This is a genomic window from Aggregatimonas sangjinii (genome assembly GCF_005943945.1).
In the GTDB taxonomy this organism is placed as follows: Bacteria; Bacteroidota; Bacteroidia; order Flavobacteriales; family Flavobacteriaceae; genus Pelagihabitans; species Pelagihabitans sangjinii.
Genome location: NZ_CP040710.1, coordinates 3,176,646 through 3,200,798, shown reverse-complemented (window position 1 = coordinate 3,200,798; position 24,153 = coordinate 3,176,646). Strand labels below are relative to the sequence as shown.

Below are 24,153 nucleotides of genomic sequence, written 5' to 3'. Positions count from 1 at the left end.
ACAAAGTAAGTTTTGACATCCGAAGGAATGCTCACGACTTAATAGGATAAAAGAAATGGCAAAAATCAAGGTAAAGCAGGTAAAGAGCAGTATCAAAAAATTGGGTTCTCAAAAGAAAACCCTTGCTGCACTTGGCTTAAAGAGAATCGGACAAGAGGTGGTGCATGAAGATACACCGAACATTCTTGGGATGATAAATAAAGTTAAACATTTAGTTTCTACCACAGAAGCTTAATATATAAGATAGGTTATGAATTTAAGTAATCTGAAACCAGCCAAAGGAGCTGCGAATAAGGCGGGAAAGGTAGTTGGTAGAGGCCAAGGTTCTGGAAAAGGTGGTACGGCCACTAGAGGACACAAAGGCGCAAAATCAAGATCTGGATATAGCAAGAAAATTGGATTTGAAGGAGGTCAGATGCCATTGCAACGTCGTGTTCCCAAGTTTGGTTTTACGAACATCAATCGAAAGGAGTACAAGGGAATCAACCTTGATGCGCTTCAGGCATTGGTAGATAACAAAATTGTAAAGGATACAGTGACTTTTGAAACCCTGATAGAAAACCGATTGGCTCGCAAGAACGACTTGGTAAAGATTCTTGGTGGCGGAGAGCTTAAGGCATCATTAAAGGTTTCAGTTCATAAATTTACTGCCTCTGCAAAAGCGGCTATTGAAGCTGCAGGAGGAGAAGCGTTAAGTTTATAAGTCCATTTTATTATGAAGAAATTTATTGAGACCATATCCAATATCTGGAAAATCGAAGAACTAAGGAATCGAATTTTGATTACCCTTGGGCTATTATTGGTTTACAGGTTTGGCTGTCAGATTGTATTGCCCGGAATTGATTCTTCGCAGTTGGCTGCTTTAGAATCAAGCACCGATCAGGGAATCTTTGGTCTTTTGAACGCATTTACGGGAGGAGCATTTTCAAATGTTTCCGTTTTTGCATTGGGAATCATGCCTTATATCTCGGCCTCGATCGTGGTTCAGTTAATGGGGATTGCGATTCCCTATTTGCAGAAATTGCAGAAAGAAGGGGAGAGCGGGCGAAAAACCATTAACCAGATTACACGATGGCTAACCATCGGTATTTGTATCGTTCAGGCTCCGGCTTATTTATATGGTTTGGGTGCTTTCGGTGTACAGGACAGCGCCTTCCTATTGGGTAAGGGATTGGATTTTATGATTCCCGCCGTGATTATCTTGGTAACCGGTTGTGTGTTCGCCATGTGGTTGGGAGAAAAAATTACGGATAAAGGTATTGGTAACGGTATTTCCTTATTGATTATGATTGGGATTATCGCGACTATGCCACAGTCGTTCGTTCAAGAATTCGTTTCAAGAACAACGAACAATACAGGCGGCTTGATGTTCGTCTTGTTCGAGGTAATTATATGGTTCTTGGTCATCTTGGCATGTGTGCTATTGGTTATGGCGACAAGACAGATTCCAGTACAGTACGCAAGAAGATCGGCCTCAGGTGGGTACGAGAAAAATGTAATGGGTTCAAGACAATATATACCCTTAAAGTTGAATGCTTCAGGGGTAATGCCTATAATTTTCGCACAGGCCATTATGTTCGTACCAGGACTCATTGGTAGTGCTTTTGACGATACCGCGGCTGGTCAGTGGATGCAAGTAAACTTCGCCGATATTTTCGGATGGGCCTACAACTTGTTGTTTGCGATATTGATCATCATATTCACGTATTTTTATACGGCCATAACGGTACCAACGAACAAAATGGCAGATGATTTGAAACGAAGTGGAGGTTTTATTCCCGGTATCAGACCAGGAAAGGAAACCGGCGATTTCTTAGATAAGATTATGTCTTTGATTACATTGCCAGGTTCCATATTTTTGGCGATTCTTGCGATACTGCCCGCCTTCGTGGTAAAATTAATGGGTGTACAGGCAGGATGGGCTTTGTTTTATGGTGGTACATCCCTTCTCATCATGGTCGGGGTTGCGATAGATACCGTTCAACAAGTGAACGCATATTTATTGAATCGTCATTATGATGGTTTAATGAAAACAGGAAAAAATAGGAAAGTAGCATAAGATCAGTTTGCGATTGACGGTCGAAAGGTAGAAGAAACGATGAAGAGAACACCAAAGGCGATCGACGCACAACGAACAATAAAGTAAAAAATGGCTAAACAAGCAGCAATAGAACAAGATGGTAGCATCATAGAGGCATTGTCAAATGCAATGTTCCGTGTTGAGTTGGAAAACGGGCATGTAGTTACAGCACACATCTCCGGAAAGATGCGTATGCATTATATTAAATTATTGCCAGGGGATAAGGTGAAGCTGGAAATGAGTCCGTATGATCTTTCCAAAGCTAGAATTACATACAGGTATTGATTTATAAATTTCGTTGGAGATTTATACAGAGTAGAATTTATTTAAGAGAAAGGACCTATAAGAATAAAGAAAATAGAGAAAAGATATAAAAGCGTCCACTTGGGTCTTTATTCTTTGTTCTATATTCTATACGCTATATGAAAGAGTACGCATTAGGTTGGTTTCTGAATATAGGGAATACGATTAAAAAAAAGAGACGTGAAGGTAAGAGCATCAGTTAAGAAGAGAAGTGCCGACTGCAAGATTGTTCGCAGGAAGGGCAGATTATATGTGATCAACAAAAAGAATCCTAGATTTAAACAAAGACAAGGATAATTATGGCAAGAATTGCAGGTATAGATATACCAAAACAGAAAAGAGGCGTAATCGCCCTGACCTATATTTTCGGAATAGGTAAGAGCCGTGCCAAAGAAATTTTAGCAGCTGCGAAGGTAAGCGAGGATACCAAAGTGTCTGAATGGAGCGATGATGAAATTGGTCGTATTCGTGAGGCGGTAGGTAGCTTTACCATTGAGGGTGAATTACGTTCGGAAACGCAATTGAACATTAAGCGATTAATGGATATTGGTTGTTACAGGGGAATTCGTCATAGATCCGGTCTTCCTTTGAGAGGACAGCGTACCAAAAACAACTCTAGGACTAGAAAAGGAAAAAGAAAAACGGTTGCCAACAAGAAGAAGGCAACCAAATAAATAAGACGTTAGTCTGCAGTCGAAAGACGATAGACAAAACTACAAGTAGCTGAAAATGTTCGGCCCACGACTGGGAACTAACGACTAAAGACTAGAAAATGGCAAAGTCAAGTGCAAAATCAACTAAGAAACGTAAGGTAATCGTCGAATCGGTCGGTGAAGCCCACGTTACGGCATCGTTCAATAACATCATTATTTCACTTACCAATAAAAAGGGCGATGTAATCTCATGGTCCTCGGCGGGTAAAATGGGATTTAGGGGTTCTAAAAAGAACACTCCTTATGCTGCCCAGATTGCAGCTGAAGATTGTGCGAAAGTGGCTCATGAGGCAGGTCTTCGTAAGGTGAAGGTATATGTAAAAGGTCCCGGTAACGGTAGAGAGTCCGCAATTCGCTCTATTCATAATTCGGGTATCGAGGTGACTGAAATCATCGATGTTACGCCAACACCGCATAATGGCTGTAGACCTCCTAAAAGAAGAAGAGTTTAATATCACATAATTTTTATATTTCAACCGAAGTGTAGTTAACGATTATCGAAGGATAAGCCTTAATTCATAATCACACTTCAAACTAAAAGAAAATGGCAAGATACACAGGACCAACTAGTAAAATCGCCCGTAAATTCGGAGAAGCGATTTTTGGTGATGACAAAGCTTTTGAGAAAAAGAGCTACCCACCAGGACAACACGGACAGACAAGACGCCGTGGTAAACAGTCCGAATACTCCATCCAATTGATGGAAAAACAAAAAGCAAAATATACATACGGTATTTTAGAAAAGCAGTTCCGAAATGTTTTTGCGAATGCAAAGCGTAAGGAAGGCGTAACAGGTGAAATCTTACTTCAACTATGCGAATGTAGATTAGACAATGTCGTATACCGCATGGGTATCTCCAATACAAGAAGAGGAGCAAGACAATTGGTTTCGCACAGACATATTACCGTAAACGGTGAGTTGGTGAACATTCCATCATATTCTTTAAAGCCCGGTGATGTTGTCGGTGTTCGAGAGAAATCCAAATCATTGCAGGCTATCGGCGATGCTTTAGCGGCCAATAGCAGAGTATACGAGTGGATTACCTGGAATTCGGATAAAATGGAAGGAACCTTCGTTGCGGTTCCGGAGCGATCTCAGATTCCAGAGAACATCAAAGAACAATTAATAGTAGAGCTTTACTCTAAATAAACCAACACTGATCTAATTATGGCATTATTTAATTTTCAGAAACCCGATAAAGTAATAATGATCGATTCCTCGGATTTCAAAGGCAAATTTGAATTCCGTCCTTTGGAACCTGGTTATGGACTGACTGTTGGGAACGCATTAAGAAGGGTATTGCTTTCAGCTTTGGAAGGTCACGCCATTACTTCTGTTAGAATAGATACCGTTGAGCACGAGTTCTCGGTAATTCCTGGCGTTGTAGAAGACGTAACTGAAATGATATTGAACTTGAAACAAGTACGTTTCAAGAAACAAATAGAGGATTCCGAAGCAGAGACTGTCTCTATCTCGGTAAGTGGCAAGCAACAGATGACTGCCGGTGATTTTCAGAAATTCATTTCTGGATATCAGGTATTGAATCCGGATTTGGTTATTTGTAACATGGATTCGAAGGTGAACATTAATATGGAAATTACCTTGGATAAAGGTCGTGGCTATGTTCCTGCTGAAGAAAACAAGAAATCAGGTACACCATTAGGGACCATTTCTGTCGATTCTATCTTTACGCCGGTAAAAAATGTAAAGTATAGCATCGAGAATTTCCGTGTTGAGCAAAAAACGGATTATGAAAAATTGGTTTTCGAAATCGAGACCGATGGTTCCATACATCCTAAAGATGCACTGACCGAAGCGGCTAAAGTATTGATACATCACTTTATGCTGTTCTCCGATGAGCGCATAACTCTGGAGGCGGATGAAATCGCTCAGACAGAGACTTATGATGAAGAGTCTTTGCACATGAGACAACTATTAAAGACCAAGTTGGTCGATATGGATTTGTCCGTTCGTGCGTTGAACTGTCTTAAAGCTGCCGAAGTAGATACTTTGGGGGATTTGGTTTCTTTCAACAAGAACGATTTGATGAAGTTCAGAAATTTCGGGAAAAAGTCATTGACCGAATTGGAAGAATTGGTCATCAACAAGGGTCTTAGCTTCGGTATGGATCTTTCAAAATATAAATTGGATAAAGATTAAATAATCATATTTTGCTCTCCGCCACAGGCGGATTTGGTAGCAAGATGATAAAACTAAAGTCATGAGACACGGTAAGAAAGTCAATCATTTAGGAAGAAAAAAAGCCCACAGAAAGGCAATGTTGGCCAATATGGCTTGTTCCTTGATTGAGCACAAAAGAATCAATACCACAGTAGCCAAGGCGAAGGCCTTAAAGGTTTTTGTAGAGCCGTTGATTACCAAATCAAAAGCGGTGAACAATCAAACGGCCGAAAAAGGTACGCACAACCGGCGTATCGTCTTTAAAAATCTTAGGGATAAGTATGCGGTAACCGAGCTTTTCGGTGCGGTTTCAGAGAAGGTTGCCGATCGTCCGGGCGGGTATACGCGTATCATTAAGTTGGGAACGCGTTTAGGTGATAACGCCGATATGGCCATGATAGAATTGGTCGATTTCAACGAATTGTATAATGCCGATAAGCCCAAGAAGAAAACGACAAGAAGAAGTAGAAGAGGTGGTGGTGGAGCCAAAACGGAGACTCCTCCAGTTCCTGCGGTAGATGCCAAGGCAGACGCGAAGAAAGATGTTGAAACTAAAGCTGATGATTCAGAAGAGTAAGATGTCGATAACTACTGATAATTTAAAAGGATAAGCTTTTCAGCTTATCCTTTTTTTTATGTTTTTTTGTGAAACCTTAAATATTGCATTGGATATGAAATACCAAACAAGAAAAAAAGCGTTGATATTATTGGCGGATGGCACCATCTTTCATGGGAAATCTGTTGGGGACAAGGAAGGCACTGCTTTCGGAGAGGTCTGTTTTAATACCGGAACCACCGGATATCAGGAAATCTTTACCGATCCCTCGTATTTTGGGCAGCTCATGGTCACGACCAATGCCCATATCGGGAACTACGGTACCGCTAAAGAGGAGGTAGAGTCCGAATCCATAAAGATCGCGGGGCTGATCTGTAGAAATTTTAGTTATGAGTACTCTAGGGCCACGGCCGATAAGAGCCTTTTGGAATTTCTCGAAGCCAATGATCTTTTGGCTATCTCGGATGTTGATACCAGGGCCCTAGTGAGCTATATTCGTGATAATGGAGCAATGAACGCCGTAATTTCAACGGAGGTAGACAACATTTCGGAACTAAAGAAGCAACTCGCCGAGGTACCCAGTATGGAAGGTTTGGAGCTGGCATCGAAGGTATCAACTAAAGAGGTGTATACCGTGGGTGATGAAAACGCCGACTTAAAAATCGCGGCTTTGGATATCGGTATCAAAAAGAATATTCTCAGAAACCTTGTAAAAAGGGGTGCCTTTGTAAAGGTATTTCCGTACGACGCCTCCTTCGCCGATATGGCAGCATTCGATCCCGATGGGTATTTTATTTCGAACGGTCCTGGAGACCCGGAGCCTTTAACCGCAGCTATCGAAACGGCTAAGCAAATGATCGCCAGTGGAAGACCGCTTTTTGGAATTTGTCTAGGGCATCAAATCATCGCATTGGCGAACGGAGTATCTACCTATAAAATGCACAATGGGCACCGCGGAATCAATCATCCCGTCCTCAATCTGCTAAGCGGGAAAGGAGAAATTACATCCCAGAATCATGGTTTCGCCATCAATAGGGAAGAAACCGAGGCGCATCAAGATTTGGAAATCACCCATGTACACTTGAACGACAAAACCGTGGCTGGTATGCGTATGAAAGATGCTCCGGTTTTTTCGGTACAGTACCATCCAGAGGCAAGTCCGGGGCCACATGATGCCGAGTACCTCTTCGATCAGTTTTTCGATTCGATAAAGAAAGCGGTCTTAATTTAACGAATCGTTATATTTCTGTAATCCACTGCGCTGAAAAGTGCTGTGAGCAAGTGCTTTCGTATATTTGTTGGCTTGAATAGTACTGACTTTAAGAAACGTAACGAACCTAAATAGAAAAATCAAATGAGTATCATACTTAGTGTACATGCAAGACAAATTTTGGATTCAAGGGGAAACCCGACCGTAGAGGTAGATGTGATTACCGAGAATGGGGTCATGGGCCGTGCTGCGGTTCCTTCTGGAGCATCAACAGGGGAACATGAGGCAGTGGAACTGCGCGACGGAGGAAGCACTTTTATGGGCAAAGGGGTATCGAAGGCGGTAGATAATGTAAACACGACCATTGCCGAAGAGATATTGGGGATGTCCGTTTTTGAACAAAATCTTTTAGACCGGACCATGATCGAACTAGATGGGACACCTAACAAATCAAAACTTGGCGCCAATGCCATTTTAGGAGTGTCTTTGGCCGCGGCCAAAGCTGCTGCTAATGAACTGGGGATGTCTTTGTTTCGATACGTCGGGGGTGTAAGTGCAAATACACTACCTGTGCCCATGATGAATATAATCAACGGAGGGTCGCATTCCGATGCGCCGATAGCATTTCAGGAATTTATGGTGATGCCCGTGAAGGCAAAAAGTTTTTCGCATGCCATGCAAATGGGAACTGAGATTTTCCATAACCTAAAAAAGGTATTGCATGATAGAGGACTCAGTACGGCCGTTGGTGATGAAGGTGGTTTTGCGCCCAACTTGGCCGGAGGTACCGAAGATGCTTTGGATACCATTGCCAAAGCTGTCGATAAGGCCGGCTACAAATTAGGAGACGATGTCATGATTGCGCTCGATTGTGCAGCTGCGGAGTTTTATGTGAACGGCAAATACGATTACACGAAGTTCGAAGGCGAAAGTGGGGTAGTGCGTACCTCCGAGGAACAAGCCCAATATTTGGCCGACCTGGCTTCAAAATACCCTATTATTTCCATAGAAGACGGAATGGATGAAAACGATTGGGACGGTTGGAAATCATTGACCGAAAAAATCGGGGATACCGTGCAATTGGTAGGGGATGATCTTTTCGTGACCAACGTAGAGCGGCTTTCGAAAGGAATCGAAAAAGGCATCGCTAACTCCATATTGATCAAAGTGAATCAAATTGGAACATTGACGGAGACCATCGCGGCAGTGAATATGGCCAAGAACGCTGGCTACACTTCGGTAATGTCGCATCGTTCGGGCGAAACGGAAGATAACACAATCGCCGATTTAGCGGTTGCCTTGAATACGGGACAGATAAAAACGGGTTCTGCCTCTCGATCCGATCGTATGGCAAAGTATAACCAGTTGTTGCGTATCGAAGAGGAACTGGGGGAAATGGCGTACTATCCTAAGGAAAAAGCGTTCAAACTTGCTTGATAGATAATTTTATGGTCTTTTTTATAGCCTTTCTTTAGTTAGAAAGGCTTTTTTTTGGCGTCTTGATAAAGTTTACTTACCTTTTTCGTTCCACTTAAACTAACCGATTTTTTATGAGTAATTTTCTTTTTGTTGCAGCTGAAAATGATGGCATTGCAGATTGTAAGGCTGGAGGTATGGGGGATGTCGTTAGAGACGTGCCACGGGAGATATCCAGAAGGGGCGATAAAGTACACGTCGTAGTTCCGTCTTATTCGAGACTTCACAAAGATGGGGTCTTTAAAACGAGCTTGAAATTTCAACTGCGTGGCACGAGTTATACGGCAGAGCTTTACGAGGTAACACCGAAAAAGGAATTCGATAACCTTACCCATTATGTCATACACCATCCCGAAATCGAAGAAGGGGGGATTGCGCATATTTATCACGATGATCCTACCGAACCTTTCTTCAACGATTTTGTGAAATTTATGATTTTTTGTACCGCTGTTGCCGAAGCCATAAAAATGGGTGCATTCGGCGAATTGGATGTGGTACATATGCACGATTGGCATTCTAGTGCCGTGCTATTTCTCAAGACCTACCACCCGGCCTATAGCAGTCTAAAGAAGATGCGTTATGTCTACAGCATTCATAATCTCGCTATACAAGGTATACGACCATTTTACGACAATTTCGCCTCTGTGCACAATTGGTTTCCCGAAATTCAGTTGAAGCATGAAGAATTGATGGATTGGCGCTATCAGGATTGTATCAACCTTATGGCCGTAGGAATACGGTTGGCCGATGCCGTTCATACGGTATCCCCTTCCTATAAGGAGGATGTGATGATGCCAAGTAGAAGACCTGAATTCGTTGGAGGGGAAAGTTTGGAGAAAGATTTGCAAAAGGCAAATGACGAGGGCAGGTTGCATGGTATTCTGAATGCTTCTAACTATAATAATATCAGAGAGGCGGAGAAAGGGCTGCTCTACAGAAATACCGTTAAAGCGCTCTTTAGGTGGCTACAGGACGAATCGAAAAAGTACAAGGCCGATTTCTTGGCCCATACCGGTGAAAAAATAATGGAATTCGTAACCGAGCGGCCTAAATTTATCGTTTCAAGTGTGGCTAGGCTCACCGAACAAAAGTTCTACTTTTTTAAACGCTCGCCCGAGGCATTCGAGAAAATGTTGAAAAGGCTGGAGAAAATCGATGGCATCTTCATGCTTTTAGGTACTGGTGATCCCGACTACGAGCAATTGTTTCGCGACATGAGCTATAAGCATAAGAATTTCATATTTACGAACGGTCAATCCGAAGATTTGATCGACTCGATGTATCTGGAGACCGATCTGTATTTTATGCCAAGTCTCTTCGAACCTTGTGGCATAAGTCAAATGCTCGCTATGCGCAACGGAAATCCGTGCTTGGTTCACCATACCGGCGGATTGAAAGATACGGTGACACATATGAAAACCGGTTTTGCATTCGAAGGAAAAACCTATAATGCCCAAATCAAAAGTATGATCAAGCGGTTCGACGAGGCCTTGACCCTTTGGGAAAAGGATAAGGCTGCATGGAAAAAAATCCAATCGAACGCAAAGAAAGCACGCTTTACTTGGGGCAAATCCGTTGACGGGTATTACGAAAAACTGTATTTGTTATAGTCCCTATTTCCTGCAATAGCATAGCTTCTAAGCAAAAACTAATAGGAGAAGGCATTGGTAAAATGCCGCCTTTTGATTAAATTTACCATTCACCCTAATTTTAAGTAAAAAATACGAATGTCAGACAAAGCAACCCTAGAATATAAAGGTCAGAAATACGATTTCCCGGTAATTGAAGGTACTGAAAACGAGCTCGCTATTGATATTAAAACCCTACGCTCCGCAACGGGAGGGCTTACGACAATTGACCCCGGTTATAAAAACACAGGTTCCTGTGAAAGTGCAATTACTTTTTTAGACGGTGAAAAGGGTATTTTGAGATATCGTGGGTATAGCATCGAGGAATTGGCGGAAAAGGCCGATTTCCTAGAAGTGTGCTATTTATTGATTTTTGGGGATTTGCCAAATAAAGAACAGCTCTCGGCGTTTCATATCGATATTAAGAACGAATCCCACGTAGATGAAGAGATGAAGAAGATTTTGGACGCTTTTCCGAAATCGGCCCATCCGATGGGTGTGCTCTCCTCCTTGACCAGTGCCCTGATCGCCTTTAACCCGATATCGGTGAACGTTACCTCCAAAGACGAGATGTACGGGGCGATAGTGCGCATATTGGCAAAATTCCCTGTTCTTGTAGCTTGGACCATGCGAAAGCAAAAAGGCCTACCATTGGATTATGGCGACGATAGCTTGGGTTATGTAGAGAACATTCATAAGATGATGTTCAAAAAGCCCTCCAAGGAATATGTCTTGAATAAAATCGTCATCGAAGCACTTGATAAGTTATTGATTTTGCATGCCGATCACGAACAAAATTGTTCTACGTCCACAGTGCGTATCGTAGGATCCTCGCACGCCGGATTGTTCGCATCTCTGTCAGCTGGAATTTCTGCCCTGTGGGGGCCGTTGCATGGTGGTGCGAATCAAGCAGTACTCGAAATGTTGGAAGCGATAGAGGCCGATGGCGGCGACACCAAAAAATATATGGCGAAAGCCAAAGATAAGAGCGACCCGTTTCGCCTAATGGGCTTCGGACATCGTGTGTACAAGAATTTCGACCCTCGGGCAAAAATCATCAAAAAAGCGGCGGATGAAGTCCTGGCCGATTTGGGTATTGAAGATCCTATATTGGAAATTGCCAAAGGCTTGGCAAAAGAAGCTTTGGAAGACCAATATTTCATTGATCGAAAGTTGTATCCGAACGTAGATTTTTACTCGGGCATTATCTACAGGGCTTTGGGTATTCCTACTGAAATGTTCACGGTAATGTTCGCCTTGGGTAGGCTGCCGGGATGGATTGCCCAATGGAGGGAAATGCGTTTGCGCAACGAACCTATCGGTCGTCCGAGACAATTATATATCGGAGAAACACACAGGTCTTTTGTTGACCTCGAATCGAGGTAGATTGCTACCTTTAAATAAAAACAATGAAGCTCTTTTAAAATTTTAGAAGGGCTTTTTTCGTACCCTGAAATTGCGAATTATCTTTGAAGGTATAAAAGAGAATTATTAAAAATTTACGGCATGTTGAAGTTGAATGTGAATGACGAAATTTCCCCTCTTAAAACAGTGGTTCTAGGGACAGCAGAAAGCTGTGGCCCTGTACCACAACCTGATGAGTCATACGATCCAAAATCTTTGGAGCATATTCTGGCGGGTACCTATCCGAAGGAAGAAGATATGATCAAAGAAATGGACGCCTTTGCCGCCGTATTCAAAAAATACGGGGTAAAGGTATTCCGTCCTGAGGTAATTGAAGATTGCAATCAGATTTTTTCGAGGGACATTGCTTTCGTCATACAGGACAAATTGATTTTGGCCAATATCCTTCCGGATAGGGAAAAAGAAATCGAGGCCATATTGCACGTATTGGAATATATAGATCCAGAAGATATCATCCATGCGCCCGAGGAGGTACATGTTGAGGGCGGGGATGTAATGCCTTGGTACGATTATATCTTCGTTGGAACCTATACGGCAGAGGATTATCCTTCCCACATTACCGCACGCACAAATGATGCCGCTGTAACTTTTTTAAGAAAACAATTCCCGAATAAAAAAGTCAAATCGTTCGAGTTGCGGAAATCGACCAATGCAAAAGAGAATGCGCTGCATTTAGATTGCTGCTTTCAGCCATTGGGCAAAGGAAAGGCTATCTTACATAAGAACGGTTTCTTGGTCGAGGAGGAATACCAATGGTTGGTCGATTTTTTCGGAGCGGATAATATTTTTGAAATTACTGCGGATGAAATGTATAACATGTTCAGTAATGTATTTTCCATTTCCCCGGACGTGGTGGTTTCAGAGCAAAATTTTACAAGACTGAACAATTGGTTGCGTGACCAGGGTTTTGTTGTCGAGGAAATTCCATATGCCGAAATCTCGAAACAAGAAGGGCTGTTGCGATGCAGTACCTTACCATTGGTAAGAGCATAAATGTCCCAAATACAGTAAAATAGGATGAAAACACAAGTTACGAATACGATTCTGATGGTACGCCCTGTTGCTTTTCGTAAAAACGAAGAGACCGCGGTCAACAATTATTTTCAAGAAGATCTGGAGCTTAGAAATTCTGAAATCAATAAAAAAGCACAACAGGAATTTGACGATTTTGTTAGTGTGCTGCGTTCGAATGGCGTAAATGTACTGGTTGTTGACGATAAAAAAGAGACGGATACCCCTGATTCTATTTTTCCCAACAATTGGGTTTCCTTTCATAGCAGCGGTACGGTGGCCGTCTATCCGATGTTCGCCGAAAATCGAAGAAGAGAGCGTCGCGAGGATATTTTTACCATTCTCGAGGACAAGGGATTTCAGATAACCGATATCATTGACTATACCTCGGCGGAGGAAGAAGGCATTTTCTTGGAAGGCACCGGAAGTATTTTAAAGGATCGAGTGCATCAAAAGGCGTACTGTGCGCTTAGCGAAAGGGCAGATGAAGAACTGTTTATCGAGTTTTGTGAAGACTTTGATTGCTTTCCCGTTGTTTTTACTGCGAACCAAACGGTAGCGGGAGAACGAAAGCCCATCTATCATACCAATGTGATGATGGCGATGGCCGAGAATTTTGTGGTAATCTGTTTGGATACCATTGATGATAAAGAGGAACGAAAAAATGTACTCGACCATCTAAAAAAAGATGGTAAGGAAATCATAGCCATAACCGAGGCCCAAATGCATTCTTTTGCTGGAAATATGCTTCAGGTCATTGGCGCCGATGAAAAGCGATTTATGGTGATGAGTTCTGCCGCTTATAATAGCTTGCGGGAAGATCAAATCAGCGCCATTAAAAAGTACTGCGCTATTATCCATAGTCCATTGGACACCATCGAGACCTGTGGTGGTGGTAGTGCCCGTTGTATGATGGCTGAGGTCTTTTTGCCCAAAGAGCAATAGCTTTGCATATCTAGTTTGGCTTATAAACAAGCGTAAAATACTGGCTAGTACCAAGGTCCGATTCCAAAATTGCCGTCAATTCCTTAGATTTCGTTTTAACGATGATAGCCGCCGTGTTCGGTGAAACCTCGCCGAGATTTTCTGCATGTAGCGTAATGGTATTGATACCTGGTTTTAATCCCGCTTTAAAGAATTTCTTTTTTCGCTTCAGTTCATAGTCTTCGATTAAAATTTCGGCATTGAGGTAAATGGTTACCTTATCCTTATCGATATTCCGATGGTCATAAAGTCCGATGGATACCTCACTTTCGGTCACCGTATAACTCTTTTTGCTGTCGATCAAAATACGTTCCGCCATTTGCTCGGGAAGAACTCTTTTTAATGTATCTATGGATTGCTTTTGCGCTAGGGAATTGTCATCATTTGATTTTTCGGGAACAACAGCCACAAAAACGCCGGTGACCGTTATGTCTTCCCGGATGTTAATAGGAGGGCGGTCCCAGGCATTTACTTTCAGGGCAACTGTCACATTTTGATACAAGGTATCGGGACGAATCGTAAAAGTATGGTACCCCCTACTGGTATATCTCGGCGGCGGATTTACTTCAAGCTTGGGCATAATCTCGTGGGCCTCGACTAAATTAAAAATGTCGCTATTGACTGGGCCCATAAAATTGGAAGGGAACACCTGTATCGGATAGGAATAGCCACGATCGGCCAGTTGGGGGCCAAAAATCCAAAAACCGACTTCATACGCCTTATCCGGATACAATGGCTTGTCGAGCGCCACGGTTTTTACGGATTCATAACCATCAGGAGCCGATTTGGGAATGCCCAACATGGTAATCTGAAATCCATAGTCCTGGTTGCTTATTTCGCTTTGTTGGGCGGGAAGCATTTCGCCGAAAATGACCAGATTAATAGCTAATAGAAATATTTTGACCGTATATTTCATTATATAAGTTGGATAAAATGCTAAATTAAATGGCCCTTGATGGTTGTCAAGATGAGATTCTACAACTGTTTAAGCAATTTTAGTTATCGGGTTGGTAAATTGCCGTTTTGATAAGACGTATCCAGCAAAGAACCAAATAACTCGGTACCAGATTATCTTAGAGACTGTTTGGAAATATGTCGTTAGAATTGTTATGGTCTATTTTTGATGCATTATGAGGCAAAATTTTTGAGCATAGCAGCGCTACGGTCAAAAATTTTAACGAAATAAGGTGCAAAAAGAGGCCCTAAGAAAATAAGCGAGATATTTCCAAACAGTCTCTTAATCACTTTTCCATTACAAATCAAGTTGTTACTTGCTTTCTGCAATTCCGCGAATCATACCACCAAAGATAAAATAATGAAGGGGAACGATACTATACCAATACAAACGCCCTCTCAATCCACGTGGTCTAAAGGTTGCTGTTTGGTGCAGTACGTTTTTCTCGTCGATTCGGAATTCTAACCATGCCTCGCCGGGTAATTTCATTTCGGCGAAAAGCAGGAGTCGCTTCTTTTTTTTGTCCGCCAACAAGACCCGCCAAAAATCCAATGCATCACCGGAATATATTTTGTCGGGATGGGTGCGACCGCGACGCAGACCCACGCCGCCAATGAGCTTGTCCATGAATCCTCGAATTTTCCACAGCCAATTGCCATAATACCACCCCCGTTCGCCGCCAATACTCCATATATTTTTCAGCACTCTTTTTGGGTCTTCTATCTTACGTTTTTTTACGTCCTTTAAAACACCATATTTGGGCACCTGAATATATTTTTCAAGATCCTGTTGAAAACGCCCACTGACCATACTGTCCTTCCAACTGCTGATGACCAAGTTCTGTTCGATTTTTTTGAAGGCCATGTCTATGGCCTCGGCATAGGTATGTGGGGTTATTCCCAAAATTTCTTGAAGCCGCTTGTCTCTGGCGATAACCTCTACTTTCATACTGTCAACCAAGTTCAAGGCTAGTTTATAAGACGTCGAAGTGACAAAATACAACCAATACGACGATATTTTAGGCGTCATTATTGGAACCGTAACAATCCAATTTTTAAACCCTCTCGCCTCGGCATATTGATGTAGCATCTCTTTGTAGCTGAGCACATTGGGCCCAGCGATATCAAATGAGTCGTCGTAGGTTTCCTCATTGCCAAGTACTCCCGTCAAAAAACTCATGACATCGCGAATGGCAATGGGCTGGGTCTTGGTCAAGACCCATTTGGGTGTAATCATAAAAGGTAGCTTTTCGCAAAGATCACGTATGATTTCAAACGATGAACTCCCGGAGCCTACGATGATGCCCGCTCTAAGAACGGTAAGTGCGAATGGACCTTCATACAATATTTTCTCAACATTTTTTCGCGACTGCAAATGTTTTGAAAGGTTTTCCTCATTTATGATGCCGCTCAGATAAACAACTTGCTTTACGTTGGTCGGCTTAAGATAACGGTTGAAATTTTCGGCCGTAGTAGCTTCCATCTCATCAAAATCCTTTGTAGATGAGCTCATGGAATGAATCAGGAAATAGGCCGCATCAATATCATTGGGAACTTTTCCTTCTTGCACCTCCTTTAAAAAGTCAATCTCTATAATACTGATGCGCGAACGGGTCTCCGCATCCACTGAAAGTCGTTCTGCGTCCCTCACGGCACAGATTACATCATGCCCTAGATCTAAAAGCAGGGGTAGTAAACGCATTCCGATGTACCCATTAGCACCTGTGAGGAGTATTTTCATGAAGTTAGTTTTAGGTCTTGTATTTCGCCCATCGGGCGTGGCAAACGTTGTTCCATTAAATGCTACAAATCTTCGATAGAAGTTGGCGCATTGTCCGCTTTATAGTCCAATAATTTCCGGAAGTATTTTTGAATGGCCTTGGTATCCGATTTTACCTTGATGAAGTGATTGTCCCTATAAATGGAGTAGATAGCAAAATCGCCCTTATAGATGGTCAATTTATAGTAGGGAATGACCAAGGCGAACGTTTCCAGTAGTGAGCGAAACCGAACGATAATGCCTTTGGGTCGCATTTCAATATTGCAAGAATCGGTATTGTTATCGAGTATCAATAAGTTTCTAATTTCAATACTCGTCTCGGCAATAAACAATTTTGGGGATCCGATACCCTTCATGGCCCAGCGTTCTTTTAGTTTAAAAGGTTTACCGACCGCTTCGTCAATTTTGCGTGTTACCTCCCTGTTGTTATAGGATACATTTACCAACATAGTTTTTAATCTTCTTATTCCAGCAGTTTTTTCTAAAGTTAACCATTCCTTGGTTCAAGGAAAACCCATTCCTACTTAAATTGATAGAAAGAAACGCAATCCATTAAATTATCGGCACCCACAAAGAGGGTTTAGTTCTTATTTTCGAGCTATTTCATTCAGGTTTTAGTGTAAAACTTGTATCCTACTTAAGGAGATAATACGTATGTCAGGCTCTAAAAAATGCTTAGTTTTGCAAGCTTAGAACCGCAACACCATGAGCATCCAAACTGTTTTAGACGTTAAAGTAAAAGAAGCCGTACGTTCTATATTCGACGCGGAATTACCGTCGGTAGAATTTCAACCTACACGGAAAGACTTTGAAGGCGATATCACCGTGGTGGTTTTTCCGATGTTACGCGTGGTAAATGGAAACCCGGCTCATATCGGGGAGCAAATCGGTACGTTTTTAAAAGAGTCGGTTGCTTCTATTTCCGATTTCAATGTGGTGAAGGGATTTTTGAACCTCGTGGTCAGCGACGCCTTTTATATCGATTTCTTTAATGGGATTAAAAATGAAGCCGACTATGGCCTGGTAAAGGAAACTGCTACGGATGCCGTAATGGTCGAATACTCATCCCCAAATACGAATAAGCCTTTGCACCTGGGGCATATACGAAACAACCTGCTGGGCTATTCGGTTGCCGAAATCCTGAAAGCGGCTGGCAAAAAGGTCTATAAAACCCAAATTATCAACGACAGGGGCATTCATATTTGCAAAAGCATGTTGGCATGGCAACGCTTTGGGAATGGGGAGACCCCAGAGAGTACCGGATTGAAAGGGGATAAGTTGGTCGGAAATTATTATGTAAGATATGACAAAGAGTTTAAAAAGGAGCTTAGAGAATTGATTGAGGATTTCTCTAGGAAACTAGAACTAAATAGACTAGAAGAATATAATTTAAAAGAAGCAATAAAAAATGTTCAAGTGGAGAATGAGTACTTTTCATCACTTGGAGCCGCAATTAGAGATTTCTACAAGTTCAAGCTTAATGCAAGCGATTCTAATTTGGAAAAAGGTAATAAAATGCCTTTTTCTGAAGATTTGGATTATCTCTTAGAGAAAAAGATTGGCAATGATTTATTAGAGGATTCAAGAAGAAAGTTTCTAACAATATTTTCTAATTTATATGGGAAAACAAAAACTGAAGACAATTCCACTGATAAGGAAATACGGAAAGTCAGAGAACTTCTGGATGAAAAATTCACACCTCATATTCAAATTTTAAATGAAGCTCAGAAAATGCTTCTTAAATGGGAAGCAGGCGATAAAGAAGTAGTTTCCCTTTGGAAAAAAATGAACGGGTGGGTCTATAATGGTTTCGAGGTGACCTATAAAAATCTGGGTGTCGATTTTGATACGCTCTATTACGAAAGCGATACCTATCTTTTAGGAAAGGATGTGGTTGCAGACGGACTCCAAAAAGGGGTGTTCTTTAAAAAGGAGGATGGCAGCGTGTGGATAGACCTCACCGATGAAGGACTCGATGAAAAAATAGTACTCCGCTCCGATGGTACGGCGGTCTATATGACTCAGGACATCGGTACGGCGATACAGCGCGTAAAGGATCATCCCGATATCAATGGCATGGTCTATACCGTGGGCAACGAGCAGGATTATCACTTTAAAGTGTTATTCTTGATCCTTAAAAAACTAGGTTTTTCCTGGGCAGACCAATTGCACCATTTGAGCTATGGGATGGTAGACCTCCCAAGTGGTAAAATGAAGAGCCGCGAAGGTACTGTTGTCGATGCCGATGATCTTATGGATGAGATGACGCGAACGGCCGCCAAGATTTCGGAGGAATTGGGCAAATTGGAAGGCTACTCCGATACCGAGAAAAATGATTTATACAAGATGATTGGGCTTGGGGCGCTCAAGTACTATATTCTCAAGGTAGACCCCAAGAAACGAATATTATTCGATCCGAAAGAATCGGTAGATTTTCAAGGGAATACGGGTCCATTTATTCAATATACGTATGCCCGTATTCAGTCCATACTAAGAAAAGCCGATTTTGATATAAACACAACGCTAAACGCGGTCGAAGCACTACATCCCAAGGAAAAGGAGCTGATCAAGCAACTACAATTTTTTCCCGATACCATACAGCTGGCAGCAACAAATTATAGTCCTGCCTTGATCGCTAACTATACCTACGATCTGGTAAAAGAGTTCAATTCGTTTTACCAGCAGGTCTCTATATTAGGCGAGGCCGACGAACGGCAAAGAGTGTTCCGGGTGCAATTGACCAAAAAGGTTGCCGATGTAATACAATCGGCTTTGCGATTGTTGGGTATAGCTGTTCCAGACCGTATGTAACAAAAACTTGAACCCATTATTTTGAACGTCGCCCTTTTTTCAGTAGAAATTTTCCGGTGGCTGTGGATTGCGTATGCCTTGGCTTGCGTCGTTTATCTGGTTCGGTATGCGATGGATCTCTATAAATGGAACCCCTTCAGAAAACCCGTGACACTCTCCGAAAGCGAGAAACGAATACTTCTAAAATGGCTGCCGATTTACGGGCAAATGTCAGCTCCCGTCAAAGAGCGTTTTGAAAAACGTACGGTCTGGTACCGTATGGCCAAGACCTTCAAATTTCAAGGTGAAATCGACTATCAGGAAGATGTGAAACTCCTCCTAAGCGGAAGCCTTGCTTTGATGACCCTTGGCATATCGGGCTACCGAATGATGACCTCGTTGGTCGAAATCGTGATTTATCCGACTCAGTATTATTCCCGTATAAGACGACAATATCATGTGGGGGAATACAATCTAGGGCTTAAGCGGGTTATCGTTTCTTCCGATCGATTGTGGAAAGGGTTTGAAATTGCCGATGACAATAGGAATCTTGTTGTTCACGAATTTGCCCATGCGCTCAGTTTTCATTTGATAAAACAACCCTTTTGGGAAGGAATTCGCTTTCGAAACGGATTAAAACGGATTAAAAAGCTATTGGCAAGTCCCGATTTTTCAACTAAAATGGAAAATTCCGATTATTTTCGAGCCTATGGTATGACGAATTTGCAGGAATTCTTTTCGGTTGCAGTGGAGAATTTTATCGAAACGCCAGATGTGTTCAAAGCTGATTTCCCGGAGCTTTACCATATTATAAAACGTATGCTGAATTTCGATTTTCTAGAGGATGGTGACGCTCCTATCAAAACCGCACCCTAAAACTCATATTGGGCGTAAGCCCTAGCGATACGTTTTCAACGCGCTCTATGGTATCGTCCGGTCCCAATTGGTAATAGGTGTTCAGCGTATTTTTACGATTGGTAAAGTTCAGAATCGATAATCCGACGGTGGCATCTATCGTTGGACTCATGGTAAAATCGTAAATGGCCGATGCATCGGCTCGCAGGTATTCGGGCAGTTTACTGCTATTGGGCTCTTCGAAGTTGATGCGAAATGGGAAAACGTCGGTATTCAAAGCATTTTCGGCATCCGGCTCGGTAAAAGGCTTGCCGGAACGATAGTTGAGACCAATACCGAGCCGAAGGTTTCCGGCGGTGTAGGTACCGGCAACGGTGGCCGTATGCCGAATATCGAAATTATTGGGGAACTCGCTCGGTTCGAAATCCGGAAAATTGTAATTGTTGAGGTTGTAGGTATAACTACCCCATATACTGTAGGTATCCGTTTTTTGGTTGATCAGGAATTCTACCCCCTTAACGTCATACTTTCCTATTTCGCCATTGAATTGGTTTTCGTTCTGGAAACCTTGGGTGAGTGTACTAATATCTTTCACTTCTTTATAGAAACCTTCCAAACCAATGTATAGGGTTTTACGGTCGTAATTGATGCCTAAAGAACCTTGTTTGCTCCTCGTGACCGGAAGACTTGTACCATCCGAGATGACCCAACGTCTTTTTTCGATACCCAAAAAGTTTTGTTCTAAGTCGATAACCTGGTTCGTTGCCTGGCTTTTGAACTCTCCAAGAACGATTGCCTTCCAATTTTTTGCAAAGGTATAATTGAGGTTCAGTCTAGGTTCGGTAATGAATTTGGTAAAGTTATCCGGATTTCTATAGTTGTTCAACCGTACGCCTGCTTTGGCTATTAATCGATTATCGTCCGAAGTGTAGGCAAGTTCCGAAAAGAACGATTGGGCAATTACCGTTCCCTCTTGCACACTGGCAAATGGGGGCAAGGTAACATTTGTGGCATTGGTGACTTTGGTCTCGCTAACCTGTATGCCATTACGCCAATCGAGCTGCGTTACCAAACTGAAAGATGTATTAAGTTTCACCGATTTTTCATCTACCTCGTTGTTTTGGAGCAGTTGCTGCCTGGCGTCGGAAGAGATGCTACGGGAATCTAAATTGTAATTGGTGTAATATGCATTCAAGGAAGAGGTAAACCTATCCGACCACTTGCTCTGCAAGCGCAGCCCCACGGAAAAATTGAACTGGTTGAGGTCACTTTTACTCCTTTCCCCCGAATCCATATCCTCTTCTGAATAATCGAGTTGGTTATTGATGTTGATTACACTAAAACGCAGTTTTTGCTTGTCATTGATATCATATAGCAGTTTTCCCGTAAAATCGTAAAACAGAAAGGTTTGGTCGCGCTGCGTATCTTCTGGTCGGCTATTGTTCACTATCCGGTCATTTTCAAAAATCCTTTTAAAAAATCGATTGAAAGTCGGTGTGTCAAAAAAATCGGTCAAAGATCGTCTTGCGGAAAATTGAATGGCCAATTTTTCCGACAACGGCAATTGCCCATACGCATCCCCACTGATAAGGTTAAAACCTGCCCCACCGAAAAAGGGAATACCGAGTTGGTCTTTGGTACGCATGTCGATAAGTCCGCTTACGCCATCGCCATATTGGCTACTGGTACCGTTCTTGACCAAGGTAACTTTTTCGGTCAAATAAGGATTGAAGGCGGATATTAACCCAAAAAAATGCCCGGATTGGTACATTTTGATACCATCCCATAACAAAAGGTTTTGGTCGTTGCTACCCCCGCGGATATTGATGTCCGAAACCGTTTCGTCTATACTTTCGATTCCTGGCAATGCCTGAACGGTTTGTAATACGTCGGGTTCGATACTTCCCGGAAGAATCCCGAATTTTTCGATATCCAGCTCAATACTGGCATCACTTTGTTTGGTAAGGCCGGCGGTCAGGAATTCGTAAACGACAACTTCGCGTAATTGTTGGTAAAATTGGGCTAAGACAATGGTCTGGCATTCGAGCCGGCCTAGAAGCTCTTCGGCCTTTATGAAGCGAGTTTTGTATCCTATGTATTTGATGCGTAGGGTCGCATCCCTAGGAACGTTGTCGATGGCGAATCGTCCAGTCATATCGGTCACTACGGCCATATCGCTATCGAGTACCTCCACCGAGGCACCCATAACCGTATTCTCTTCAAAATTATCGAATACATACCCGCAAATGGCGATTTTATCACTCTTGGTGATGGCATAATAGCGGTCGTTCAACTTTTTGATCCGCAGTTGGGTAAGCTGTTCGATGCGGGTCAAAATTTCGGAAAGCGTAGTGGCATCCGTGGTGGGCACTCGAATATTCGCCAAATCGGCATCGACATAGGAGAACTTCACTTCGTAGTCCTGTTCTAATGTACGAATTAAGGTGTTTAAAGAAGTATAGGTCAGGGTTTCCTGGGCCGTTCCCAGAAAGGGCATCAGAAAAAACAGTAGGCAATAAAATACAGATACTCGCTTATGGGGCGTCTTCGGCATAGAAAAGCACTTTGTTCCCCTCAAATTTAAACTTTATTTGGGAAGGAACACTGATGCTTTTTAAGGCAAGCATAGCATCCGAATTGCTAAAGGTGCCTGTGTATAGTTGACTCGTATCAATGTTTTCGGTAGTTACGATAATATTATGCTGTCTTTGAAATTCATCGAGAACATACCGGAGCGGAATACTTTTAAATGTACTTTCATCATTCATCCAAGAAGGTGCACTATTCTTTTGAATCTCGTGTTCTTTGATTTTACCGTTCACGGCAAAAAAAGAAGCACCTGCCGGAATTTCGGTTTCCATCCCTTTAAAAGAGACACTGACCAAGCCTTCAAAACAGCTGACCTCAAAAAAGTCCTTACGGTGTTCTACATTGAATTGTGTGCCCAGCACGGTAATATCACCCGCTTTTGTAGCTACGGTGAATTTTTTACCTTTCGCCACCTTGAAAAACGCTTCACCTTCTAGACGCACCTTGCGTTCTTCGTCCCAGTTATTTTCACTGAACGAAACTTTTGAATCTACATTCAAAGCGATTTCGGAGGCATCGGGAAGCGTAACATCAGCGCGCTGTGCATATTCTGTGCTAACGGTCTTATCGAGGGTATTCAAATAAAAGTAAGCACCTACGATAAGGATAGCGGCAACTGCCGCAACTTTCATAAAGCGCTTAAAAGGGTGTAGTTGCACCACCTTTGGTGCCTCGAGTATACGCTTGTTCCGAATGGCCGATAGGGCTTCCTCAGCGCTAAAATCGGGTCCTTGTAAGGTGTCGGAAACCTCGATGATACGCTTATAAGTGGCATACTCGTCGGAGTTTTTGAATTCCGCGAGTTCTTCCTCGGTGAGCTCGTTATTGAGCCATTTCGCCAAATAATTTTCTTGCATGACTTTTGCTTAGTATCTTAATAACAACCAGTTAGTAATTAACCCTACCTTTTAAGTGGGCGGTTTTTCGATGGTAGCTAGCAACTCTTTCTTAAGTTCATCCTACCTGCCTACTGCAACCGCTCCCTGCATCCATTTTCATATCCCGTCAATCTTCGCCCGTAGCGATTTCAACGCCAAATGCATCCGCTTTTCAATTGCCTTTACAGACACGCCTTCCATGACAGCTATTTCCTTGTATTTCTTTCCATCAATGCGATTCAATAAAAAAACGACCCGCTGGTTTTCGGGCAAACTGTTTAGGGCATTGTCCAGTTTTTGCTGAAATTCTTGCTGTTCCAACACGAATTCAGGGGTCTCGTTGGTATTTTTGAGTGTTTTATCGGCGTACTTCAATCGTACCTTTTCGGCCTTGATGACATTTAGATAGGTATTATTGGCAACGGTATAGACAAAAGCCTTTGCCTTTTCTGGTGCTACTTTTGCACAATTTTCCCATAGTTTAAGAAAAGCCTCCTGAACGGCATCGTGGGCTTTTTCCTCATTACCGAACTTATAATAAATGTAGTTGAAAACCGTTTTGGAATTGGCTTTGAAGATTTTGGCGAACACGCCATCTTCACATACGTTGTCCATTTTTATGGGAGTCAGGATTAGGTTGGTACTGGTCAAAGATATTTTAAAAAATTCAAAAGTGAAAGTAGGGTGTTTTGGGCCGCTGTTGTTTTAAATTTGTGTTAAGACACTTTTTCAAATCCAA

The 24,153-nt window shown here is 42.4% G+C and carries 23 protein-coding genes and 2 pseudogenes; 19 read left to right on the top strand and 6 right to left on the bottom strand.

The genetic code is table 11. The features are described from left to right. The first annotated feature begins 55 nt into the window (after positions 1 to 55). The 16 genes from rpmD to ctlX all read left to right on the top strand — a co-directional run bounded on the left by rpmD (position 56) and on the right by ctlX (position 13,529). Positions 56 to 235 (top strand): 50S ribosomal protein L30, encoded by a 180-nt coding sequence (rpmD, locus tag FGM00_RS13370; protein WP_138853395.1) that lies wholly within the window; start codon positions 56 to 58, stop codon positions 233 to 235. Between the two features lie 15 nt (positions 236 to 250). Then, the gene (gene rplO, locus FGM00_RS13365; protein WP_138853394.1) at positions 251 to 703 is read left to right on the top strand and encodes a 50S ribosomal protein L15; all 453 of its coding nucleotides are present in this window, start codon (positions 251 to 253) and stop codon (positions 701 to 703) included. Between the two features lie 12 nt (positions 704 to 715). Next, on the top strand, positions 716 to 2,059 hold the full coding sequence (gene secY, locus FGM00_RS13360; RefSeq protein ID WP_138853393.1) for a preprotein translocase subunit SecY: 1,344 nt from the start codon (positions 716 to 718) through the stop codon (positions 2,057 to 2,059). Positions 2,060 to 2,149: 90 nt separating this feature from the next. Then, entirely contained in the window at positions 2,150 to 2,365 is a 216-nt protein-coding gene (gene infA, locus FGM00_RS13355) for a translation initiation factor IF-1 (protein WP_013751343.1), read from the top strand. Between the two features lie 198 nt (positions 2,366 to 2,563). After that, positions 2,564 to 2,680 (top strand): type B 50S ribosomal protein L36, encoded by a 117-nt coding sequence (ykgO, locus tag FGM00_RS13350; protein WP_013305171.1) that lies wholly within the window; start codon positions 2,564 to 2,566, stop codon positions 2,678 to 2,680. 2 nt (positions 2,681 to 2,682) lie between these two features. Next, a complete protein-coding gene (rpsM, locus tag FGM00_RS13345) occupies positions 2,683 to 3,057 on the top strand; it encodes a 30S ribosomal protein S13 (RefSeq protein ID WP_138853392.1) in 375 nt (124 codons plus the stop codon). A gap of 98 nt (positions 3,058 to 3,155) precedes the next feature. Beyond that, positions 3,156 to 3,548 (top strand): 30S ribosomal protein S11, encoded by a 393-nt coding sequence (gene rpsK, locus FGM00_RS13340; protein WP_138853391.1) that lies wholly within the window; start codon positions 3,156 to 3,158, stop codon positions 3,546 to 3,548. 92 nt (positions 3,549 to 3,640) lie between these two features. Next, positions 3,641 to 4,246 carry a 30S ribosomal protein S4 gene (gene rpsD, locus FGM00_RS13335; protein WP_138853390.1) on the top strand — a complete coding sequence of 202 codons (606 nt, stop codon included), beginning with the start codon at positions 3,641 to 3,643 and terminating at the stop codon, positions 4,244 to 4,246. 18 nt (positions 4,247 to 4,264) lie between these two features. Further along, positions 4,265 to 5,257 carry a DNA-directed RNA polymerase subunit alpha gene (locus FGM00_RS13330; protein WP_138853389.1) on the top strand — a complete coding sequence of 331 codons (993 nt, stop codon included), beginning with the start codon at positions 4,265 to 4,267 and terminating at the stop codon, positions 5,255 to 5,257. A gap of 61 nt (positions 5,258 to 5,318) precedes the next feature. Then, positions 5,319 to 5,855, top strand: coding sequence for a 50S ribosomal protein L17 (gene rplQ, locus FGM00_RS13325; RefSeq protein ID WP_138853388.1), 537 nt, complete (start codon positions 5,319 to 5,321; stop codon positions 5,853 to 5,855). Positions 5,856 to 5,949: 94 nt separating this feature from the next. Further along, complete coding sequence (carA, locus tag FGM00_RS13320) at positions 5,950 to 7,065, top strand: glutamine-hydrolyzing carbamoyl-phosphate synthase small subunit (protein WP_138853387.1); 1,116 nt, start codon at positions 5,950 to 5,952, stop codon at positions 7,063 to 7,065. 123 nt (positions 7,066 to 7,188) lie between these two features. Then, positions 7,189 to 8,481, top strand: coding sequence for a phosphopyruvate hydratase (gene eno / locus FGM00_RS13315; protein ID WP_138853386.1), 1,293 nt, complete (start codon positions 7,189 to 7,191; stop codon positions 8,479 to 8,481). A gap of 113 nt (positions 8,482 to 8,594) precedes the next feature. After that, entirely contained in the window at positions 8,595 to 10,130 is a 1,536-nt protein-coding gene (locus tag FGM00_RS13310) for a glycogen synthase (protein ID WP_138853385.1), read from the top strand. A 117-nt stretch (positions 10,131 to 10,247) separates the two neighbouring features. Next, positions 10,248 to 11,534, top strand: a complete 1,287-nt coding sequence (locus FGM00_RS13305; protein ID WP_138853384.1) for a citrate synthase — start codon at positions 10,248 to 10,250, stop codon at positions 11,532 to 11,534. Positions 11,535 to 11,654: 120 nt separating this feature from the next. Beyond that, positions 11,655 to 12,566, top strand: a complete 912-nt coding sequence (locus FGM00_RS13300; protein ID WP_138853383.1) for a dimethylarginine dimethylaminohydrolase family protein — start codon at positions 11,655 to 11,657, stop codon at positions 12,564 to 12,566. Between the two features lie 24 nt (positions 12,567 to 12,590). Then, positions 12,591 to 13,529, top strand: a complete 939-nt coding sequence (gene ctlX / locus FGM00_RS13295; protein WP_138853382.1) for a citrulline utilization hydrolase CtlX — start codon at positions 12,591 to 12,593, stop codon at positions 13,527 to 13,529. A 10-nt stretch (positions 13,530 to 13,539) separates the two neighbouring features. Here ctlX and FGM00_RS13290 read toward each other — a convergent pair whose 3' ends face one another. The 3 genes from FGM00_RS13290 to FGM00_RS13280 form a co-directional block, all read right to left on the bottom strand. After that, on the bottom strand, positions 13,540 to 14,484 hold the full coding sequence (locus tag FGM00_RS13290) for a hypothetical protein (protein WP_138853381.1): 945 nt from the start codon (positions 14,482 to 14,484) through the stop codon (positions 13,540 to 13,542). A 351-nt stretch (positions 14,485 to 14,835) separates the two neighbouring features. After that, positions 14,836 to 16,263, bottom strand: coding sequence for an SDR family oxidoreductase (locus tag FGM00_RS13285; RefSeq protein ID WP_138853380.1), 1,428 nt, complete (start codon positions 16,261 to 16,263; stop codon positions 14,836 to 14,838). Positions 16,264 to 16,325: 62 nt separating this feature from the next. Continuing rightward, entirely contained in the window at positions 16,326 to 16,751 is a 426-nt protein-coding gene (locus FGM00_RS13280) for a hypothetical protein (protein WP_138853379.1), read from the bottom strand. 256 nt (positions 16,752 to 17,007) lie between these two features. On the opposite strand from FGM00_RS13280, the pseudogene argS (FGM00_RS20090) reads away from it, so the two are divergent. The 3 genes and pseudogenes from argS (FGM00_RS20090) to FGM00_RS13270 all read left to right on the top strand — a co-directional run. Continuing rightward, positions 17,008 to 17,781 (top strand): annotated as a pseudogene (gene argS / locus FGM00_RS20090) (arginine--tRNA ligase domain-containing protein); the annotation flags it as partial. Positions 17,782 to 17,922: 141 nt separating this feature from the next. Beyond that, a pseudogene (gene argS, locus FGM00_RS20085) lies at positions 17,923 to 19,113 on the top strand (arginine--tRNA ligase); the annotation flags it as partial. Positions 19,114 to 19,134: 21 nt separating this feature from the next. After that, positions 19,135 to 19,968 carry a zinc-dependent peptidase gene (locus FGM00_RS13270; RefSeq protein WP_138853377.1) on the top strand — a complete coding sequence of 278 codons (834 nt, stop codon included), beginning with the start codon at positions 19,135 to 19,137 and terminating at the stop codon, positions 19,966 to 19,968. Here the strand turns inward: FGM00_RS13270 and FGM00_RS13265 are convergent. The 3 genes from FGM00_RS13265 to FGM00_RS13255 all read right to left on the bottom strand — a co-directional run bounded on the left by FGM00_RS13265 (position 19,952) and on the right by FGM00_RS13255 (position 24,029). Beyond that, positions 19,952 to 22,501 carry a TonB-dependent receptor gene (locus FGM00_RS13265; protein ID WP_138853376.1) on the bottom strand — a complete coding sequence of 850 codons (2,550 nt, stop codon included), beginning with the start codon at positions 22,499 to 22,501 and terminating at the stop codon, positions 19,952 to 19,954. The genes FGM00_RS13270 and FGM00_RS13265 overlap by 17 nt on opposite strands. Continuing rightward, the gene (locus tag FGM00_RS13260) at positions 22,482 to 23,393 is read right to left on the bottom strand and encodes a FecR family protein (RefSeq protein WP_138853375.1); all 912 of its coding nucleotides are present in this window, start codon (positions 23,391 to 23,393) and stop codon (positions 22,482 to 22,484) included. Before FGM00_RS13260 ends, FGM00_RS13265 begins: the two co-directional genes overlap by 20 nt. 138 nt (positions 23,394 to 23,531) lie before the next feature. Continuing rightward, positions 23,532 to 24,029 (bottom strand): RNA polymerase sigma factor, encoded by a 498-nt coding sequence (locus FGM00_RS13255; RefSeq protein ID WP_138853374.1) that lies wholly within the window; start codon positions 24,027 to 24,029, stop codon positions 23,532 to 23,534. Between the last annotated feature and the right edge of the window lie 124 nt (positions 24,030 to 24,153).

What these genes read in the sequence shown, in the direction of transcription:
- rpmD (WP_138853395.1), top strand. Translation starts at nt 56, where the DNA reads ATGGCAAAAATCAAGGTAAAGCAGGTAAAGAGCAGTATCAAAAAATTG.
- rplO (WP_138853394.1), top strand. Translation starts at nt 251, where the DNA reads ATGAATTTAAGTAATCTGAAACCAGCCAAAGGAGCTGCGAATAAGGCG.
- secY (WP_138853393.1), top strand. Translation starts at nt 716, where the DNA reads ATGAAGAAATTTATTGAGACCATATCCAATATCTGGAAAATCGAAGAA.
- infA (WP_013751343.1), top strand. Translation starts at nt 2,150, where the DNA reads ATGGCTAAACAAGCAGCAATAGAACAAGATGGTAGCATCATAGAGGCA.
- rpsM (WP_138853392.1), top strand. Translation starts at nt 2,683, where the DNA reads ATGGCAAGAATTGCAGGTATAGATATACCAAAACAGAAAAGAGGCGTA.
- rpsK (WP_138853391.1), top strand. Translation starts at nt 3,156, where the DNA reads ATGGCAAAGTCAAGTGCAAAATCAACTAAGAAACGTAAGGTAATCGTC.
- rpsD (WP_138853390.1), top strand. Translation starts at nt 3,641, where the DNA reads ATGGCAAGATACACAGGACCAACTAGTAAAATCGCCCGTAAATTCGGA.
- FGM00_RS13330 (WP_138853389.1), top strand. Translation starts at nt 4,265, where the DNA reads ATGGCATTATTTAATTTTCAGAAACCCGATAAAGTAATAATGATCGAT.
- rplQ (WP_138853388.1), top strand. Translation starts at nt 5,319, where the DNA reads ATGAGACACGGTAAGAAAGTCAATCATTTAGGAAGAAAAAAAGCCCAC.
- carA (WP_138853387.1), top strand. Translation starts at nt 5,950, where the DNA reads ATGAAATACCAAACAAGAAAAAAAGCGTTGATATTATTGGCGGATGGC.
- eno (WP_138853386.1), top strand. Translation starts at nt 7,189, where the DNA reads ATGAGTATCATACTTAGTGTACATGCAAGACAAATTTTGGATTCAAGG.
- FGM00_RS13310 (WP_138853385.1), top strand. Translation starts at nt 8,595, where the DNA reads ATGAGTAATTTTCTTTTTGTTGCAGCTGAAAATGATGGCATTGCAGAT.
- FGM00_RS13305 (WP_138853384.1), top strand. Translation starts at nt 10,248, where the DNA reads ATGTCAGACAAAGCAACCCTAGAATATAAAGGTCAGAAATACGATTTC.
- FGM00_RS13300 (WP_138853383.1), top strand. Translation starts at nt 11,655, where the DNA reads ATGTTGAAGTTGAATGTGAATGACGAAATTTCCCCTCTTAAAACAGTG.
- ctlX (WP_138853382.1), top strand. Translation starts at nt 12,591, where the DNA reads ATGAAAACACAAGTTACGAATACGATTCTGATGGTACGCCCTGTTGCT.
- FGM00_RS13290 (WP_138853381.1), bottom strand. Translation starts at nt 14,484, where the DNA reads ATGAAATATACGGTCAAAATATTTCTATTAGCTATTAATCTGGTCATT.
- FGM00_RS13285 (WP_138853380.1), bottom strand. Translation starts at nt 16,263, where the DNA reads ATGAAAATACTCCTCACAGGTGCTAATGGGTACATCGGAATGCGTTTA.
- FGM00_RS13280 (WP_138853379.1), bottom strand. Translation starts at nt 16,751, where the DNA reads ATGTTGGTAAATGTATCCTATAACAACAGGGAGGTAACACGCAAAATT.
- FGM00_RS13265 (WP_138853376.1), bottom strand. Translation starts at nt 22,501, where the DNA reads ATGCCGAAGACGCCCCATAAGCGAGTATCTGTATTTTATTGCCTACTG.
- FGM00_RS13260 (WP_138853375.1), bottom strand. Translation starts at nt 23,393, where the DNA reads ATGCAAGAAAATTATTTGGCGAAATGGCTCAATAACGAGCTCACCGAG.
- FGM00_RS13255 (WP_138853374.1), bottom strand. Translation starts at nt 24,029, where the DNA reads ATGGACAACGTATGTGAAGATGGCGTGTTCGCCAAAATCTTCAAAGCC.